We start from the raw sequence: 16,865 nt of genomic DNA on the forward strand, positions 1-16,865 counted from the left end.
AATCTTAAACGCTTTTGAGCTAAAAAATTACTTACGTTTTTTACGCTGGATGGCGTGAATCGCGCGGCCATCTGCTGATAACGCCGCTTCATGAACCGCTTCAGAGATGGTTGGATGCGCAAACGTCATCAACTGCAAATCTTCGATGCTAGAAACAAATTCCATCGCAATCATACCTTGATGGACAATGTCGCCCGCACCAGCACAGATAGCATGCATACCTAATAGACGGTCTGTTTTGGCATCAGCAACGACCTTGATAGAGCCTTGTGCTTCACTTTGCGCAAGTGCACGGCCGTTAGCTGCTAGGTTAAATGAGCCAGTTTTAATTTCATAACCCGCTTCAGTTGCTTCTTGCTCAGTCAAACCAACCCAGGCAATTTCTGGGTGAGTATAAATGACATTGATAATCGTGTCATAGTTAACTTGCGCTTTTTCACCATGAATGCGCTCAACCGCCATCATGCCCTCTTCCATCGCCTTATGCGCAAGCATAGGGCCACGGACTAAGTCACCAATGGCGTAAACACCATCAAGGTTGGTTTTACACTGGTCATCAACCTCGATAAGACCGCGCTCAGTTAAAGTGATACCGCTGTCTTCGCCCAACAGTTTTTCAGAGTAAGCACGGCGGCCAACGCAAACGATAAGCTTATCAAAGCTTTCTTCAGATGACTCACCTTTGGCTTCGCTGGTCACAACGACTTGATCGCCTTTGACTTCAGCATTGGTCACTTTGGTATCAACACGGATATCAAGGCCTTGTTTTTTCAGTATCTTACCAGCTTCTTTAGCAATGTCTTTGTCAGCAGCAGCTAAGAAACTTGGTAGGGCCTCATAAACAACTACTTCTGCACCCAAACGGCGCCATACTGAACCAAGCTCAAGACCAATCACGCCTGCCCCAATCACGCCTAAACGCTTTGGCACTTCAGTGAAATCAAGCGCGCCGGTAGAGTCAACGATACGGTCGCCATCAGTTTTTGCCACGGGAATATCAATCGGTACCGAACCTGCCGCAAGAATCACGTTCTTAGCAGTGATGGTGGTCTCAGAGTCGTCTTCTAATGCGGTAAATTTAACTTTTTTATCCGCGCCTTTACCATCTTCTAATGTGCCCCAGCCTTGTAGCCAGTCAACGCCATTACCTTTTAACAATGCTGCAACGCCGCCGGTCAATTGCTTAACGATGCCTTCTTTACGCGCAATCATTTGCTCAACATCGATTGCAACGTCGCCTGTGCTAATACCATGCTCAGCAAGGTCATGCTTGGTGGCTTCATAGCGATGCGAGCTATCGAGTAGCGCCTTTGATGGGATACAACCGACGTTTAAGCAAGTACCGCCGAGGGCTGGCTCACCTTTATAAACGCGTTTTTCGATACAAGCCACGCTCATACCTAACTGTCCTGCACGAATCGCTGCTTCGTAACCACCAGGTCCGCCGCCGATGACGACTAAATCATAATTGTCTTTCATAGTACGTTCCTATTATTCATATATGGTGCTAATTTTATTCATCATATAAGCGATTTCTTTATTAACCACAAAGCAAAAAAATGCTAAGAATAGCTAAAAAATCATCTGCACAAAGTGAAAAAGCTTGTATCAGTGGTTACCGATACAAGCTTAAAAGCTTACAGATCTAGGAGAAGCATAGTAGGATCTTCGACCAAATCTTTCAGAGTGACCAAGAATTGTACCGCTTCTTTACCATCAATCATACGGTGGTCATAAGATAGGGCAAGATACATCATTGGTAAAATTTTCACTTCGCCATTCACCGCCATAGGACGATCATTGATAGCATGCATACCCAAGATAGCGGTTTGCGGTGGGTTCAAGATAGGCGTTGACATGAGTGAACCAAATACGCCGCCGTTTGAAATGGTAAATGTACCGCCCGTCATCTCATCAAGACCAAGCTTGCCTTCTTTTGCTTTACCGCCGTACTCACGAATCTTAGCTTCAACATCCGCCATGCTCATGCGATCGGTATCGCGCAATACAGGCACCACTAGTCCGCGATCTGACGATACAGCCACACCGATATCATAGTAGCCATGATAAACGATATCATCACCGTCTAGTGAAGCGTTAACTGCTGGGAAGCGTTTGAGCGCTTCGGTTGCCGCTTTCACAAATAACGACATAAAGCCTAGGCGCACACCATGACGCTTCTCGAACTGATCTTTGTACTTAGTACGCATGTCCATCAACGGTTTCATGTTGACTTCGTTAAACGTGGTTAGCATGGCCGTTTCTTGTGAAGCCGCTAGCAGACGATTAGCAACTGTCTTACGTAGACGCGTCATTGGCACACGTTTTTCAGTACGCTCACCAGTTGCTTCAGCGACAGGGCGACCGCTATCAGACTTGATAGAACTGTCAGCTTTTAGCGTTGGATTTGCCATGTCAGACTTAGTTACGCGGCCGCCGCGTCCACTACCTTCGACGTTTTTAGGATCAACGCCGGACTCTTTTGCTGCTTTACGCACCGCAGGGCTTTGATCTTTATGGTCGGCTTCGTCTTTTTTATCCGTTGCTTGTACTGGCTCACCGCCATCGGCAGCTTGTCTAGGCTGCACAGGCGCTTCCGGCTGCTCTGGATCGACTGCTGGCGCATCAGCACTATCGCTGCTGCCACCACTCGCGCTAGCGCTAGCCCCTGCTTCAAACTCTGCGATTAGCTCGTCAGATAAAACCGTGTCGTCAACTTGTTTAATGATTTTAGTCACCACACCGTTGTCAGGTGCAACCACTTCTAGTACCACTTTATCAGTTTCGATTTCAGCCAATAAATCATCACGGCTGACTTCTTGACCTTCAGTGACGTGCCATTCCACGATGGTGCCATCGGCAACCGATTCTGGAAAAACGGGGGCTTTAATCTCAGCCATCGATATACTCCTTAGATATTGATATTACTCTTTATTATTAAGTCGTGATAGGCAGTCAATACCATTCTAAATTGTCTTACTGCAATGGTAATACCGGTACGGACTGTCATCGCCTGATTCGTGTCTCTTACATAATCTGTTGCTTAAATGAGCGATTACTTAGACAGCTCATCCACACTGACGCCAAGGCCACCCGCAATCAATGCTTGCTGCTGCTGAACATGCAGTATTGGCGAGCCTGTCGCTGGCGCTGCACTGGCAGGACGCGCGACCGGTTCCATGACTTTCGCCTTGGTCGGATGCGGTACGACAATGCGGAACATATGCGGCGCTAAGTAATACCAAGCACCTTGGTTAAGCGGCTCTTCTTGCGTCCAAACGATTTCTTTTAAGTTACTGTACTTTTCAATTTCAGCAATCAAACGTGCTTCTGGCAATGGATAAAGCTGCTCAATACGCACAATCGCCACATGATCCAAACCGAGAGCACGGCGTTGTTCTAACAAGTCATAATAGACTTTCCCGCCGCATAGCACCATGCGCGTCACGTTGTCGTTGTTTTGCTGATCGATCTCTGGCAGTACTGTCTCAAACTTGCCGTTGGCCAGTTCTTCAAGCGTTGAGGTCGCAAGTTTATGACGCAGCAAGCTCTTCGGTGACATAACAATCAATGGTTTACGAATCGGACGTACCGCTTGACGACGTAACGCATGATAGATTTGTGCTGGCGTCGTTGGGGTAATGACTTGCATGTTGTCTTCGGCACATAACTGTAAGAAGCGCTCAAGACGGGCAGATGAATGCTCAGGACCTTGACCTTCAAAGCCGTGCGGTAACAACATGGTTAGACCACAAACGCGCTGCCACTTTGTCTCACCACTTGAGATAAACTGGTCAATCACCACTTGGGCGCCATTGACGAAGTCACCAAACTGCGCTTCCCAGACGATTAGCGCATTTGGCACAGTTGTTGCGTAACCATATTCAAATGCTAGTACCGCTTCTTCTGACAATAATGAGTTATAGGTCGCAAAGCGCGCTTGTGTTTCACTAATGTGTGACAGTGGCACGTACATGCTGCCGTCATTGACGTTATAGATTTCACTATGGCGGTGTGAGAAGGTACCTCGGCCGACATCTTCACCAGTAATACGTACCAATACATTATCATTATCCACGAGTGATGCGTACGCAAGCGTTTCAGCAGCGCCCCAGTTTAGCGGCTCTTCGCCCGTTTGCATCGCTAAACGCTGCTCGACCACTTTTTGGACTTGACGCTGAAGCTTATAGCCTTCTGGCATTTGCGCCATACGGCGGCCATACTCTTTTAGCTTTTCGATATCGACACTTGTATCCCAATCATCCACCAAGTCATGACCCAAATAAGGTTTCCAATCGACAAATAGCGCTTCGTTAGGTTTGCTCACTAAAGAGTTGGCCACATAGTCGCCGCGGTCGAGCGATTCACGGTACTCATCTTCGTACTGCTGGGCTTCCGCTTCGCTTAACACACCGTCTTTGATAAGCTGCTGCGCATAGATAGTACGAGTGGTTGGTAATTTTTTGATGACTGCATACATCAGTGGCTGAGTCGCTGATGGCTCATCGGCTTCGTTATGACCGTTACGGCGATAACAGAACAAATCAATAATAATGTCTTTGTCAAACTCATGACGGTAATCTAACGCCAACTGCGCAGCAAATACCACTGACTCCGGATCATCACCATTTACGTGTAAGATAGGCGCATGAACCATTTTTGCGACGTCAGTACAATACTCGGTTGAGCGCGCATCTTCTTGACGGCTGGTGGTAAAACCAACTTGGTTATTGATAACAATATGGACTGTACCGCCCGTGGTATAAGCACGGGTTTGTGACATTTGGAAGGTTTCTTGGACCACGCCTTGACCAGCAAAAGCAGCATCACCATGAATGACGATGGGCAATACTGAGTTACCAGTTTTACTGTCTTGTAATGGTTGGTCATTACGGCGAACTTGACGCGCGCGTACGGAGCCTTGCAAAACTGGCGCCACAATTTCAAGATGCGATGGGTTAAAGGCTAGAGCCAAATGTGCCTCACCGCCTGGGGTCATGACGTTAGATGAAAAACCATTGTGATATTTAACGTCACCTGAGCCTTTTTCTGGCTGTACTTTACCATCGAACTCATCAAACAAATCGGCAGGGTTTTTACCTAAGATATTGACCAATAGGTTTAAACGGCCTCGGTGCGCCATACCAATGACCATCTCTTTGGTGCCATAACCGCCAGCACGCTGGATGATTTCATTGATAGCAGGGATAAAGCTCTCGCCACCTTCCAGACCAAAACGCTTAACGCCCGTATATTTACGAGCCAGATACTTTTCTAAACCTTCAGCTGCGGTTAAACGCTCAAGAATTGAGAGACGTTTTTCTTTATCAAACTCGATATAACCCAGGTTGGTCTCTAGATATTTTTCCATCCAGCGTTTTTCAGTGCTGGTGGTGACGTGCATATACTCGACACCGATATAACGGCAGTACACCCGCTCCATAATTTCGATAATCTCACGCAGCGTCGCCTCATCCTTGCCAATATTTAAATCATTGGTTGGAAATACCGTATCGAGGTCGGCTTCAGAAAGATTGTGGTAAGCAAGCGTCAAATCTTCCACTTCTGCACGTGGATGCAAATCTAAGGGATCAAGCTTAGCGCGGCGGTGACCACGGCGACGGTAAGCTGAAATCAGCTGCTGCACACCCATTTGTTTTGGGTCGGCACAGTTACGCGAATCGTCAGCCGTTGAGCCAGATGTTTCAGCGCTTACTTTATTCGCCGTCTGATTGCGCGCCAGCAACAAGAACTGATCTTTGATTGCATTATGCGGGGCATCATTTGGTGATTTGTATTGTTCAAAATACGCTTGCCAATCGTTATCAACGCTACTAGGATCAGCGAGATATTGCTCATAGAGCGCTTCGATATAATTGGCGTTATCGGCAGCCAGTTCAGTATGATCTAGGCTTGCGGCTTCTTTAGTTATACTATTCATAATAATCGTCTATTTGATAGATAAATGAATGGAATCGTGCTTATTATTGTGTTATTCGTTGTATATTAGCGACATCAGTCATCGCCCTTTACCATTAAAACAATCTGCTAAATGTAATCGGTTAATTGAAACAGTTTATTAAGTGAGGCTACTGCTCATTAAAGCCATCTGTCTAAAGCTATCTAACGATCAAAAGCTTGATTGCAATACCAATCTTATAATTAAAATTATTTGTGAACGGCGGGTTTTCTGAAGCGGCTCGTTTCACAAAATTAATTTATATATAATGCTTTTAGTCATAACCAAATTGTAATAATAAGGTTTTAAACAAACGTCTCTTCTTTCAGTTAGCCTATTAATGGCTATTTCCACTGAATTGCTTTGCTATGGTGGAAATAGGCATACTATTTCGCTAAATATACATTGCTGTATAGAGTAACATGCCTACCCTTTACGCCATAGTTTGTTTGTTCAATACTAGGTATTTACATAATAAATATCAATTATCATTTTTTGCTATTTGTTAATTTTTGATTTATGAAAAAATAACTATTGATAAACGCCTATTAATAAGGATAAGACGCTTATAGTGCTAAATACGCTTATCACTCGTGCTGTGCGCTATACTTTTAAAAGTTCTTGTTGGCTAACCTTATAGAACGGTTAATGACAAGATAACGCTTAACAAAAAGGTATTGTCACGCTTAATTATATAGACAGAGGGTTGATATAGCATGTCTTCTTACATACAAGCAACGTACTGTTAATACAGCCTTACTTTCTATACTTAACTCGTCACTGTCCCTCAACAATCTCTTTTAAAACCTCAATCTTGCTATTCTAGCTCATCACGCATTATTAATATTGTTTAATAAAAAACACCACCTAATGAGAGGTGGTGTTTTGAACAGCGCTATTATAAAGCTAATTAACGATAAATGGTAGACTAACCTGCTTGATCGATAAGTAAATCGCGTAGATGACCAATGGCTTTAGTTGGATTTAAGCCTTTTGGACACACTGAAACGCAGTTCATAATACCGCGGCAACGGAACAAGCTAAACGGATCTTCCAAACGCGCTAGACGAGCACGGATATCGGTATCGCGGCTGTCAGAAACGAAACGGTTGGCGTTCAATAGGGCTGCTGGTCCCAAGAATTTATCAGGGTTCCACCAGAACGATGGGCAGCTGGTTGAACAACAAGCGCATAAAATACACTCGTACAAACCGTTTAATTTTTCACGTTGCTCAGGTGACTGCAAACGCTCTGTTGCGGGCGCTGGCTGGTCATTGATTAAGAACGGATGAACTTTTTCGTACTGCTCGTAAAATTGGTTCATGTCGACGACCAAATCACGAACCACGGGTAAACCTGGTAATGGACGAACCGTTACTTTTTCAGGCAAGGTGTTCATGTTAATCAAACATGCCAGACCATTTTTACCATTGATATTCATGCCATCAGAACCGCAGATGCCTTCACGGCACGAGCGACGGAAAGTAAGGGTTTCATCTTCTTTCTTTAGGCGTAATAACACGTCAAGCAACATACGATCTGAGTCCAAAAGCTCAATCGTATAGGTTTGCATGCGCGGTGCTGCGTCCACATCAGGATCGTAGCGATAGATTTCGATGGTGCGAGTACCTCGGCTCATAATGCTAAACTCCACACATTGGTGATGGCGGGCAGATAAGCGTGCAGTCTAGAGACTGTATTTATCAGCGTTAGTATGACTACATCATAGCGCTGATAACGGCTTATCGCTGGCGCTCACCTTTTAATAAATGAATAAGGGATAAAACGTTAATTCTATGTATATACAAAACTGTATAGACCAGAATTAATAAACGCGAACTTTTGGCTCGACATAATCAACGGTCAATGGCACTTTACGCACAGGCTTATAGATAATACGGTTGCCTTCAGAATACCATAGGGTATGCTTCATCCAGTCATTATCGTTACGGCCGTTTGGTGCGTATTCATCATCTTCTGGGCGGTCATAGTCAGAAACACTGTGCGCGCCGCGGCTTTCATGACGGTTAGCGGCCGATATCATCGTCGCTTTTGCCACTTCGTACAAGTTTGCCACTTCAAAGGCTTCAATACGCGCGGTGTTAAAGACTTGTGATTTATCAGCCAAATGGATTTGGTCAATTTTTTCACCAAGCGCTAGAATTTTTTCAACGCCTTCGTCCATCAGCGCCTGCGTACGGAATACACTGGCATGTTTTTGCATAATGGCGCGAATCTCGTCAGCCACGTCTTGTGCATTGTAGCCTTCTGTAGATTTTTGCAATTTATCTAAACGGCGCACGGTAAAGTCAAGCACGTGTGGATCAAGTGGCTTGTAGTTATGGTCGGCATGATGGAATTCATCAACGATATGCTTACCAGCAGCGCGGCCAAAGACCAATAAATCAAGTAGCGAGTTGGTACCTAAACGGTTGGCACCGTGCACACTGACGCAGGCACACTCACCGATTGCATAAAGACCTTTAACGACGTTGCCTTTAGCGTATAAACCGTCTTCATCGGTGCCCGCTTCTAGATCCGGTACAATCACCTGACCATGAATCGTGGTTGGAATACCGCCCATCATATAGTGAATGGTTGGGATAACCGGAATTGGCTCTTTGGTGATATCAACGTTGGCGAAGTTTTTACCAATCTCAAAGACTGATGGCAGACGCTTCATGATGGTTTCAACACCCAAATGGGTCATATCCATCACGATATGGTCAGCGTTTGGACCACAGCCGCGACCTTCTTTGATTTCTTGGTCCATCGAGCGTGATACCAAATCACGCGGTGCCAAATCTTTAACGGTTGGGGCATAACGCTCCATAAAGGCTTCGCCATCTTTATTACGCAAGATAGCGCCTTCACCGCGGCAACCTTCGGTCAACAGTACGCCGGCACCATGAACGCCCGTTGGGTGGAACTGCCAAAATTCCATATCTTGTAGTGGAATACCAGCGCGAACCGCCATGCCAATACCGTCACCAGTATTGATATAAGCGTTGGTAGAAGCCGCAAAGATACGACCAGCACCGCCTGTCGCTAGTACAGTAATCGGTGATTGGAATACCGCAACCGTACCTGTTTCTTGCTCAATCGCGATAACGCCGTTGATGTTACCCGCGTCGTCTTTGATCAAATCAAGTGCAATCCACTCAATAAAGAACTCAGTACCTTGCTGGAGGTTCTTTTGATAAAGCGTATGTAGTAGCGCGTGACCAGTACGGTCAGCAGCGGCACAAGCACGTTGTACGGCTTTTTCGCCATAGTTTGAGGTATGACCACCAAATGGACGCTGATAAATCGTGCCATCTTCGTTACGGTCAAACGGCATACCCATGTGCTCAAGCTCATACACCACTTTTGGCGCTTCACGGCACATGTATTCAATGGCGTCTTGGTCACCTAACCAATCTGACCCTTTAACGGTGTCATAAAAGTGAAAGTGCCAGTTGTCATTACTCATGTTACCCAAACTTGCCCCAATACCGCCCTGCGCTGCAACGGTGTGCGAGCGGGTTGGGAATACTTTGGTTAAAACTGCAACCTTCATGCCTGCTTCGGCTAAATGCAATGAAGCACGCATACCTGAGCCGCCGCCACCAACGATGACCGCGTCATAGTTCAGGGTTTTAATATTGCTAATGGTATTATCTTGTCTAGTTGCCATTACGGTTTTCCTAATGCCTGTTAATGCTTAGAAGTAAATAAAAAGGTTGGTTTGCATCCTATCATGTGGCAACGCGTGCTAATTTTTGCGCTAACGCTACTGACAATAACCGCAGTAATCACAACAATCACAAACAACCTTTAACCACTTAAATTGCATATCTATCGTTATATTGGGCTTGCTCACTTACTTAACAATAATGCACTTATCTAATATTTAAGTGACGGGTTAAATCAGTGGACGCCCAACGCTATGATTGGCTCTGCCTATTTTGGCTACTAACGGATTTTTTATCCCTAACTGTTTTTACATAAGCAAAAATCGCTCATGCTGTCAGGTTGCTCCGTCATTATTCATCAATATTAAGCTTATAAACACTTAATACTTATAAATATTCAATGAATAAAAATCTAAAAATATGATTTATGGTTAAACAGCAACAACACCGAAGCCGTTACCCCAAAAAATCATAATGCCCCAAAATAGGAAGACTAAAATAGCGATAATCATCAATGTTTGTAGCACTAAACGCAGTTTGGGCGCACTTTCACCCATCTTGCCAGAGGTAATATAGTCAGTAAATACTGTCCACATTCCCACCCACGCGTGACCAGCTAAAGCCAAAATGGCCACTAAGCTAAACAGACGCATCGGTAAACTGGTCATAAAATCAGACCATTCAACGAAGCTCACATCACCATGCATTAAAAAGAAGCCCAGCATCACCACACTATATACGGCCAAAATTACCGCACTGATACGCTGAACCATCCAATCTCGTGTGCCTGACCCTGTCAGACCAGTGGCGCTTTTGATTCCTGAATCATTTTTTATCATTAGAACATCACCCATACAAATGACGCGACAATTAAAATCGCTGCAATCACTAAGCTGACAACAGACACCATACGTGCCGATTTCAACTCTTCGTGTTGACCATTATCAGCAAATAAATGCTTGACGCCCATCACAAAGTGATAAGCGATGGCGGCGACGAAAATCCACGCTAAAAAGCGCACAAAGACATTGTCAAACACGGTTTCAAAGCTCTCAGGCGACGCCAAAGAATTTTGTAATAACCACAGCATGACAGGAATAAGTAGAAATAAAACAACGCCAGAGATGCGATGCAAGATTGAAGCAATCGCAATCGGTGAGCTATTTACGCTCAACACTTGGCTTAAGGGTAGATTAATAGGTCGGTTGCTTTTCACAGCGGGCATCCTTTTTGCGGTTATACTCCTGTATCTACTATCCACGCTTTATAGCCATACTATTTATAAAAATACTATTCTATAAGCGGTAAGCAACACATGAGATGAATAAAGTAAGGAAGGGCTAGCTGACGTTATTTAATTTGCGCTAAATAGTAAAGGCAGACAAAGTCTCATTCAAGGTTTAGATAGAGTCTATTCATGTCATGGAGACTATGGCCATAGCGACAGTTTATTGAGTTGCTATTTAGACAGTTTCCATTTATAAAGTGCTTATAGACTTCCCATATAGCTCGTTGAACTGATCGCCCCTTTCTACACCGTCATCCACGCGCTTTATGACAATAAAGGCGCAGCATAAAGTACATAGTAGGGGATAAATCGATTAACTATTCTATTTTTACGGGTTTCCATCAACAAAAAAGATAACGCCATAGGGTCATCGGTAAATGAGCATTTTTTATTAACGCAAACTTCACTGTTGACTATTTAAAAATAGAACAGTTAACAAGAATATTCAAACGATAAGCTAGGTTTTAGTCTATAAACCGAACAGTCAACCATAACAAAGTATAAGTAAAGCTAGGCTTTAACAATGACTTAATTAAAGCGACCTATCCATTTGCGCAAAGCTAGTGCCAGTTAAATCCCTCTAATTATAAAATGACTGCGCCTTAATTACAAATTTATCCCCTAAATAGTGGTTATCGAAGATTATTTAACAAAAAGCTAGCTATTGGACCTACGAATTTATTAATATTGGTCTTTTAGCATCCTTCGCAAATCCAAAGCAATTGGTCGGTTACTCATACTCTGTCTGTGGCATAGTACATCGCTTTAAATATTAAGCCCGCGTATTTTGCTATAAAACCTTTATTATTATACTGTTAATGATAATCATTACGCCGATAGTAAAGGCAGAACTTAAAGAGAGCTTATAGTGAAATTACCAAATAGACATATTTTGATACAAAGTTTACAGTCGTTTAGCACGACTAAAGCACCCCTATTACAGACATTACTGCTAAAAGTCTTTTCAAAACTTAAGTAATAACTGCTAATATAGCCTGCATATTAAATGGGTCACATTTATTTTGGCCGTTTGACTAGTGATGACGCGAGGGTATGCGTCGATATATTTTTATTCCAACAAGTTAAAAAACAATGGAGAGCAATTTATGGCTGACAACAATGCCAAACTAAGCGTAAATGGTGAAGAATACGAGCTTCCTATTATTGAAGGTACATTAGGGCGTCCAGTTATCGATGTTGCTGCTCTACAAGATTCAGGTTTTTGGTCTTATGACCCTGGTTTTAAAGTAACGGCTCCTGTTGAATCTAAGATTACTTATATTGATGGCGGTAAAGGTGAGCTATTACACCGCGGCTACCCTATCGACCAGTTAGCAAACAATGCTGAATATTTAGAAGTGGCGTATGCTCTGATTCATGGCGATCTGCCTAACGCTGAGCAAAAAGCAGATTTCTATGAAAAAGTCCGTAAACACACGGGCGTTCATGACCAATTGCGTAAATTCTTTGAAGGTTTCCGCCGTGACGCCCATCCAATGGCGATTATGGTTGGGGTCGTTGGTGCATTATCGGCGTTTTATCATGACAATTTAGACGTGAGCAACGAAGCACACCGTGAAATCACTGCTATTCGCCTAATTGCTAAAATGCCAACGCTTGCGGCAATGAGTTATAAATACTCGCAAGGCGAACCCTTCATGTATCCACGTAATGATTTTAATTACGCAGAAAACTTCTTATACATGATGTTTGCCACCCCTGCTGATGTTGACTATGAGCCAAACGACGTCATCACCCGCGCGATGGACAAAATCTTTACCTTGCATGCTGACCACGAACAAAACGCGTCAACGTCTACCGTCCGTCTAGCAGGTTCTACTGGTGCCAACCCTTATGCTTGTATCGCTGCGGGTATCGCTGCCCTTTGGGGCCCATCACATGGCGGCGCCAACGAAGCCGTACTTGAAATGCTAGATGAAATCGGTACTGTAGAAAACGTCCCTGAATTCATGGAAAAAGTGAAAAGCCGCGAAGTAAAACTGATGGGCTTTGGTCACCGTGTTTACAAAAACTTTGACCCACGCGCCCAAGTCATGAAAGAGACTTGTGACGAAGTATTGGCTGCGTTGGGCATCAACGATCCTAAGCTTGAGCTTGCGATGGAACTTGAGAAAATTGCTCTAGAAGACCCATACTTCGTTGAGCGCAACTTGTATCCAAACGTTGATTTCTACTCTGGCATTATCTTAAAAGCCATCGGTATCCCAACGTCAATGTTTACCGTTATTTTCTCTCTAGCGCGTACTTCTGGTTGGATCAGCCACTGGTTAGAGATGCACAGCGCACCGTTCAAAATCGGTCGCCCACGTCAGTTATATACGGGTGAAACGAAACGTGAGTTCGTTAAAGTTGAAGACCGCAAATAGTAAACAGTTATTAGTAGCATATACAAAAATCCCGCTAACGTAGCGGGATTTTTTATGGTCTAAATTTAATAAAGTGATGATTACTTATGCTTTATTGGAATTCTTTTAACGTCTGCTCGTATTTGGCGATTTGTTCGTCATAACCTTTAATAGTTTCATTAAATTTTGCCATCAGCCTTTCAAACTCTTGCTGTTGATCGACTTTCATTTGCTGCATATCGAGTACTTGTTGGGCTTCAATTTGCTCCCAAACTTGGTGTTGGATAATCAAACGTGCCAGCGCTGGACTTTTTGCACTCAGTCGACCCGCAATTTCTGCGTGTTCAAATAGCTGCGGCACCAATGTCGCTATATTAATCAAAGTATCAACCTCTTCAGCAATAAGCGGCGTCGTCACCGGCTGATAAAGCGCTTCCATCGCTTGCTGATAGCGCTCTATCAACTGCTCTTCTGACAACATCACCGGTTTACGCGGCTCAAGACTGATACGCTTAAGCACGGTTAAATCGCGCTCGCCAACTTCCGTACTGGTATTGATATCCGTATTCGTATCCGTATCCGTATCCGTAGCATTGTCATTGGCAGAAGCGCTAGCGACAGCAGATTTATCATTAGTGGCTTGGGCAGAGTTTGGATTATTTACCACTGCGTCAGGCGAGCTATTATTAGTCGCTGAATTATTATTTTCGGTAGCGTCAGCCTTATTATCAGGGCTATCAAGCAATAAATCGTTGCCACTGTCGGACGCATCTGCCGCTTGTAGCGACTCATATTCTGCTTGTAAGCGCTGCTGCAATCCTTGCGCTTGGGCAACATATAAAGGCTGAAATTGTTCGATGCGCGCCGCAGCAGAGTCACTTTTACGCATCGGCTGACTGTCTTCTGCAGCGGTTTTCTCTCTAGTTTGACTAGACTCGGGCACCGGTTCTTCTGCCGCTTGCTGCTGACAGCCACTTAACAACAAAATCCCAGTCATGGCGGCGGCGAGCAATGTTGGGGCCTGCTGCGAGCGAAATATGCCTTTATTGATAGAGCGATGATGAGTATCAATGTCAGGTTTTACTGATAAAATTTTAAACATCTGAGTTCATATCCTTATTAAAAGCAATTCGCTTATATACTGGGGCTACTAGATATTTTATTTTTCTATATCTCTAGCAGCTTGTTATTATTATAAAAAGGTTCAGTCATCATATAAATATTACAGGATAAAAGAAAGAATAAACTTTAAATGTGCTGTTAGTATCACCATTGCTAGTATTATCGAGCGTTTGCAGTTAGAAAAGGAATACAAGCCTCAAAATCGCGACAATCGCGACCATGATGACGGCTGACGAAATAATCTTGTACCATTCTAGCCTGCTGCTCGATACCGTAGTTAAAAAACGGCTTGCCAGCTTCAAGCACATAAGCATAGCGGCGATTAACAATAGCGCCGCGCACGACTTTAAGTCCTTGCTGCAATTGCCAAACGTGGGTCAATTCATGGATAAGCCAGCTTTGCTTACTTAGGGATAATTGGCTAAAATCTATGACCCAGTCTGCCGGATGAAAATAAATATTGCCATTGGGACTAACGGCATAATTTTTTAGTACCCAGCAGGCGGTTTTAAGCTGAACCGTATCAAGCTCGATACTATCGCCGAACACGGAACGTGCCAGCGCTATCTCACCAGCAGTCAGCTTACGGGAGCGCTGCTGGTTGCTTTTAGAAGACATGGTACGCTTAAATAAACGCTTGAAAGTCGTCTGCAGCCGCATTAGTGTCTTACCTTTACTTGTTGTGCATCTTATACTGATGGTTGATGATTTATAATCATTAATAAACCATTAATGAGGCTATAAACCCGAAAATAAAGCGCTTAAGACATAAGCTGTACACTTAGCTGACTTTTATTAACGTAAATCTGCGTTAGCCTAGCTAGAATATGTCGTCTTTTTCAGCGTCAAGCTTAGAATAAATATATCACCTCATAAAATTAAAAGCGATTTACTGTATAAGAGTCTCCTATGCCGCCCAATTTTCATGCCGATACTCCCCTTGCCCAGCGTATGCGCCCTACATCGCTCGACGCTATTATTGGTCAAGAGCACCTGTTAGCAGCAGGCGCACCTTTACGGCGTTTGGTGGAGCAAGGACACCTGCCGTCGATTATTTTGCATGGCGAAGCAGGCATTGGTAAAACCACCATCGCCATGCTGTTAGCCGATGCCGTTGGCAGGCCGTTTCATGCGTTATCGGCCTTAAATACCGGCGTGAAGCAATTACGTGAAGTGTTAGAAACAAAGGATTCATTAAGTTTTGAGTCGCCCGTGGTATTTATCGATGAAATACACCGTTTTAATAAAGCGCAGCAAGATGCGCTACTTGGCGCCGTAGAGTCTGGCGATATTACGTTAATTGGCGCGACGACGGAAAACCCATCATTTAGTGTGAATAACGCGCTGTTATCCCGCTGCCAAGTGTATCGTTTAGAGCCGCTAACGTCTGAGCAAATCAGCGCCGTATTGCAGCGCGCGCTATCAGAAGACAATATCCTTAAAAATCTAAGCGTTGATTTGCAAGCGCAGGACACAATTAGCCAGTTGGCACACGGTGATGCCAGAAAAGCGCTCAATTTATTAGAGCTTGCCATTCAAACGGCAGATACAGATACCAAGCAGTCGCCATTAATCATTGATGATGAATCGGTCGCCCGCGTCGCCCAAACGGCACTCGTGCGCTACGATAAAGATGGCGAACAGCATTATGATATTGTCTCTGCCATGATAAAGTCCGTACGCGGCTCTGACCCAGATGCAGCGCTTTATTGGATGGCGCGGATGCTGGTTGGCGGCGAGCCTGCTGATTTTATTGCGCGGCGTTTGGTGATTTTGGCCAGTGAAGATATTGGCAATGCCAATCCAAACGCCCTACTTCTTGCCGATGCTGCACTGCGTAGTGTGCAGTCCATTGGCATGCCAGAAGCGCGCATTATCTTGGGACAAGTGGTGGTGTATCTGGCAACCAGCGCCAAAAGCAACAGCACCTATAAAGCCATCAATGCGGCGATGGTGCTAGCAGAAAAAGACGCCTCGCCTGTACCGCTACACTTGCGTAATGGCGTGACCAAATTGATGCGCAATCAAGGCTACGGCGAAGGTTATGTATACCCGCACAACTATCCCAATCATTATTATCCGCAAAGTTATCTGCCGGATAATTTAGTTGGTACCCGTTTTTATGAATTTGCTGACAATCAACGTGAGCAACACAGCAAGCAGTTTATGGACTGGCTAAAAAACCAAGCGGCCAGTAATGAATAACGATAGTTCCATCTGCATCATTGATAATACTTATGCCTATTTTTTAGCGATTCATTGACATATTGGCAAGATGAGGCAGCACAGTAGGATGAAAAGCGTTAAAATGACCTCATAACCATATATATAAGCCGAATATACAAGCCAATTGAGTGGCTCTTTTTTATAACACACTGCTTTTATGTATATGGTTCTTATCACGGCATGCTTTGCTTTACCGCAACAGTGCATGGGGCAAACTATTGCTACAATAG

Annotated in this window: 11 protein-coding genes; 2 read left to right on the forward strand and 9 right to left on the reverse strand. The window is 44.2% G+C overall.

What is annotated here, in order from left to right; genetic code table 11:
- Window positions 1-27: 27 nt before the first annotated feature.
- The 7 genes from lpdA to sdhC form a co-directional block, all read right to left on the reverse strand.
- The gene (lpdA, locus tag B4240_RS08715) at window positions 28-1,479 is read right to left on the reverse strand and encodes a dihydrolipoyl dehydrogenase (RefSeq protein ID WP_296238393.1); all 1,452 of its coding nucleotides are present in this window, start codon (window positions 1,477-1,479) and stop codon (window positions 28-30) included.
- Between the two features lie 158 nt (window positions 1,480-1,637).
- On the reverse strand, window positions 1,638-2,900 hold the full coding sequence (gene odhB, locus B4240_RS08720) for a 2-oxoglutarate dehydrogenase complex dihydrolipoyllysine-residue succinyltransferase (RefSeq protein WP_296238395.1): 1,263 nt from the start codon (window positions 2,898-2,900) through the stop codon (window positions 1,638-1,640).
- Window positions 2,901-3,055: 155 nt separating this feature from the next.
- Window positions 3,056-5,941 (reverse strand): 2-oxoglutarate dehydrogenase E1 component, encoded by a 2,886-nt coding sequence (locus B4240_RS08725; protein WP_296238397.1) that lies wholly within the window; start codon window positions 5,939-5,941, stop codon window positions 3,056-3,058.
- Between the two features lie 946 nt (window positions 5,942-6,887).
- Window positions 6,888-7,598: a succinate dehydrogenase iron-sulfur subunit gene (locus B4240_RS08730; protein WP_296238399.1), complete on the reverse strand. Its 711-nt coding sequence runs from the start codon at window positions 7,596-7,598 to the stop codon at window positions 6,888-6,890.
- Window positions 7,599-7,784: 186 nt separating this feature from the next.
- Window positions 7,785-9,635, reverse strand: coding sequence for a succinate dehydrogenase flavoprotein subunit (gene sdhA / locus B4240_RS08735; RefSeq protein WP_296238401.1), 1,851 nt, complete (start codon window positions 9,633-9,635; stop codon window positions 7,785-7,787).
- 429 nt (window positions 9,636-10,064) lie between these two features.
- Entirely contained in the window at window positions 10,065-10,451 is a 387-nt protein-coding gene (gene sdhD / locus B4240_RS08740; protein WP_296238457.1) for a succinate dehydrogenase, hydrophobic membrane anchor protein, read from the reverse strand.
- Window positions 10,452-10,471: 20 nt separating this feature from the next.
- Window positions 10,472-10,858, reverse strand: a complete 387-nt coding sequence (gene sdhC, locus B4240_RS08745; RefSeq protein WP_296238403.1) for a succinate dehydrogenase, cytochrome b556 subunit — start codon at window positions 10,856-10,858, stop codon at window positions 10,472-10,474.
- A 1,169-nt stretch (window positions 10,859-12,027) separates the two neighbouring features.
- On the opposite strand from sdhC, the gene gltA reads away from it, so the two are divergent.
- Window positions 12,028-13,308 (forward strand): citrate synthase, encoded by a 1,281-nt coding sequence (gltA, locus tag B4240_RS08750; RefSeq protein ID WP_296238405.1) that lies wholly within the window; start codon window positions 12,028-12,030, stop codon window positions 13,306-13,308.
- A gap of 91 nt (window positions 13,309-13,399) precedes the next feature.
- On the opposite strand, the gene B4240_RS08755 is transcribed toward gltA, so the two are convergent.
- Both B4240_RS08755 and B4240_RS08760 read right to left on the reverse strand, forming a co-directional pair.
- Window positions 13,400-14,389, reverse strand: coding sequence for a hypothetical protein (locus B4240_RS08755; protein WP_296238407.1), 990 nt, complete (start codon window positions 14,387-14,389; stop codon window positions 13,400-13,402).
- Window positions 14,390-14,568: 179 nt separating this feature from the next.
- On the reverse strand, window positions 14,569-15,027 hold the full coding sequence (locus B4240_RS08760; RefSeq protein ID WP_296238409.1) for a type IV secretion protein Rhs: 459 nt from the start codon (window positions 15,025-15,027) through the stop codon (window positions 14,569-14,571).
- A 291-nt stretch (window positions 15,028-15,318) separates the two neighbouring features.
- On the opposite strand from B4240_RS08760, the gene B4240_RS08765 reads away from it, so the two are divergent.
- On the forward strand, window positions 15,319-16,614 hold the full coding sequence (locus B4240_RS08765) for a replication-associated recombination protein A (RefSeq protein ID WP_296238412.1): 1,296 nt from the start codon (window positions 15,319-15,321) through the stop codon (window positions 16,612-16,614).
- Window positions 16,615-16,865 lie beyond the last annotated feature (251 nt).

The sequence above is a fragment of the Psychrobacter sp. UBA5136 genome (assembly GCF_002414005.1).
In the GTDB taxonomy this organism is placed as follows: domain Bacteria; phylum Pseudomonadota; class Gammaproteobacteria; order Pseudomonadales; family Moraxellaceae; genus Psychrobacter.

Coding starts and splice junctions, on each gene's coding strand:
- B4240_RS08755 (WP_296238407.1), bottom strand. CDS start 14,389: ATGTTTAAAATTTTATCAGTAAAACCTGACATTGATACTCATCATCGC.
- gltA (WP_296238405.1), top strand. CDS start 12,028: ATGGCTGACAACAATGCCAAACTAAGCGTAAATGGTGAAGAATACGAG.
- B4240_RS08730 (WP_296238399.1), bottom strand. CDS start 7,598: ATGAGCCGAGGTACTCGCACCATCGAAATCTATCGCTACGATCCTGAT.
- sdhA (WP_296238401.1), bottom strand. CDS start 9,635: ATGGCAACTAGACAAGATAATACCATTAGCAATATTAAAACCCTGAAC.
- odhB (WP_296238395.1), bottom strand. CDS start 2,900: ATGGCTGAGATTAAAGCCCCCGTTTTTCCAGAATCGGTTGCCGATGGC.
- B4240_RS08765 (WP_296238412.1), top strand. CDS start 15,319: ATGCCGCCCAATTTTCATGCCGATACTCCCCTTGCCCAGCGTATGCGC.
- B4240_RS08760 (WP_296238409.1), bottom strand. CDS start 15,027: ATGTCTTCTAAAAGCAACCAGCAGCGCTCCCGTAAGCTGACTGCTGGT.
- B4240_RS08725 (WP_296238397.1), bottom strand. CDS start 5,941: ATGAATAGTATAACTAAAGAAGCCGCAAGCCTAGATCATACTGAACTG.
- lpdA (WP_296238393.1), bottom strand. CDS start 1,479: ATGAAAGACAATTATGATTTAGTCGTCATCGGCGGCGGACCTGGTGGT.
- sdhC (WP_296238403.1), bottom strand. CDS start 10,858: ATGCCCGCTGTGAAAAGCAACCGACCTATTAATCTACCCTTAAGCCAA.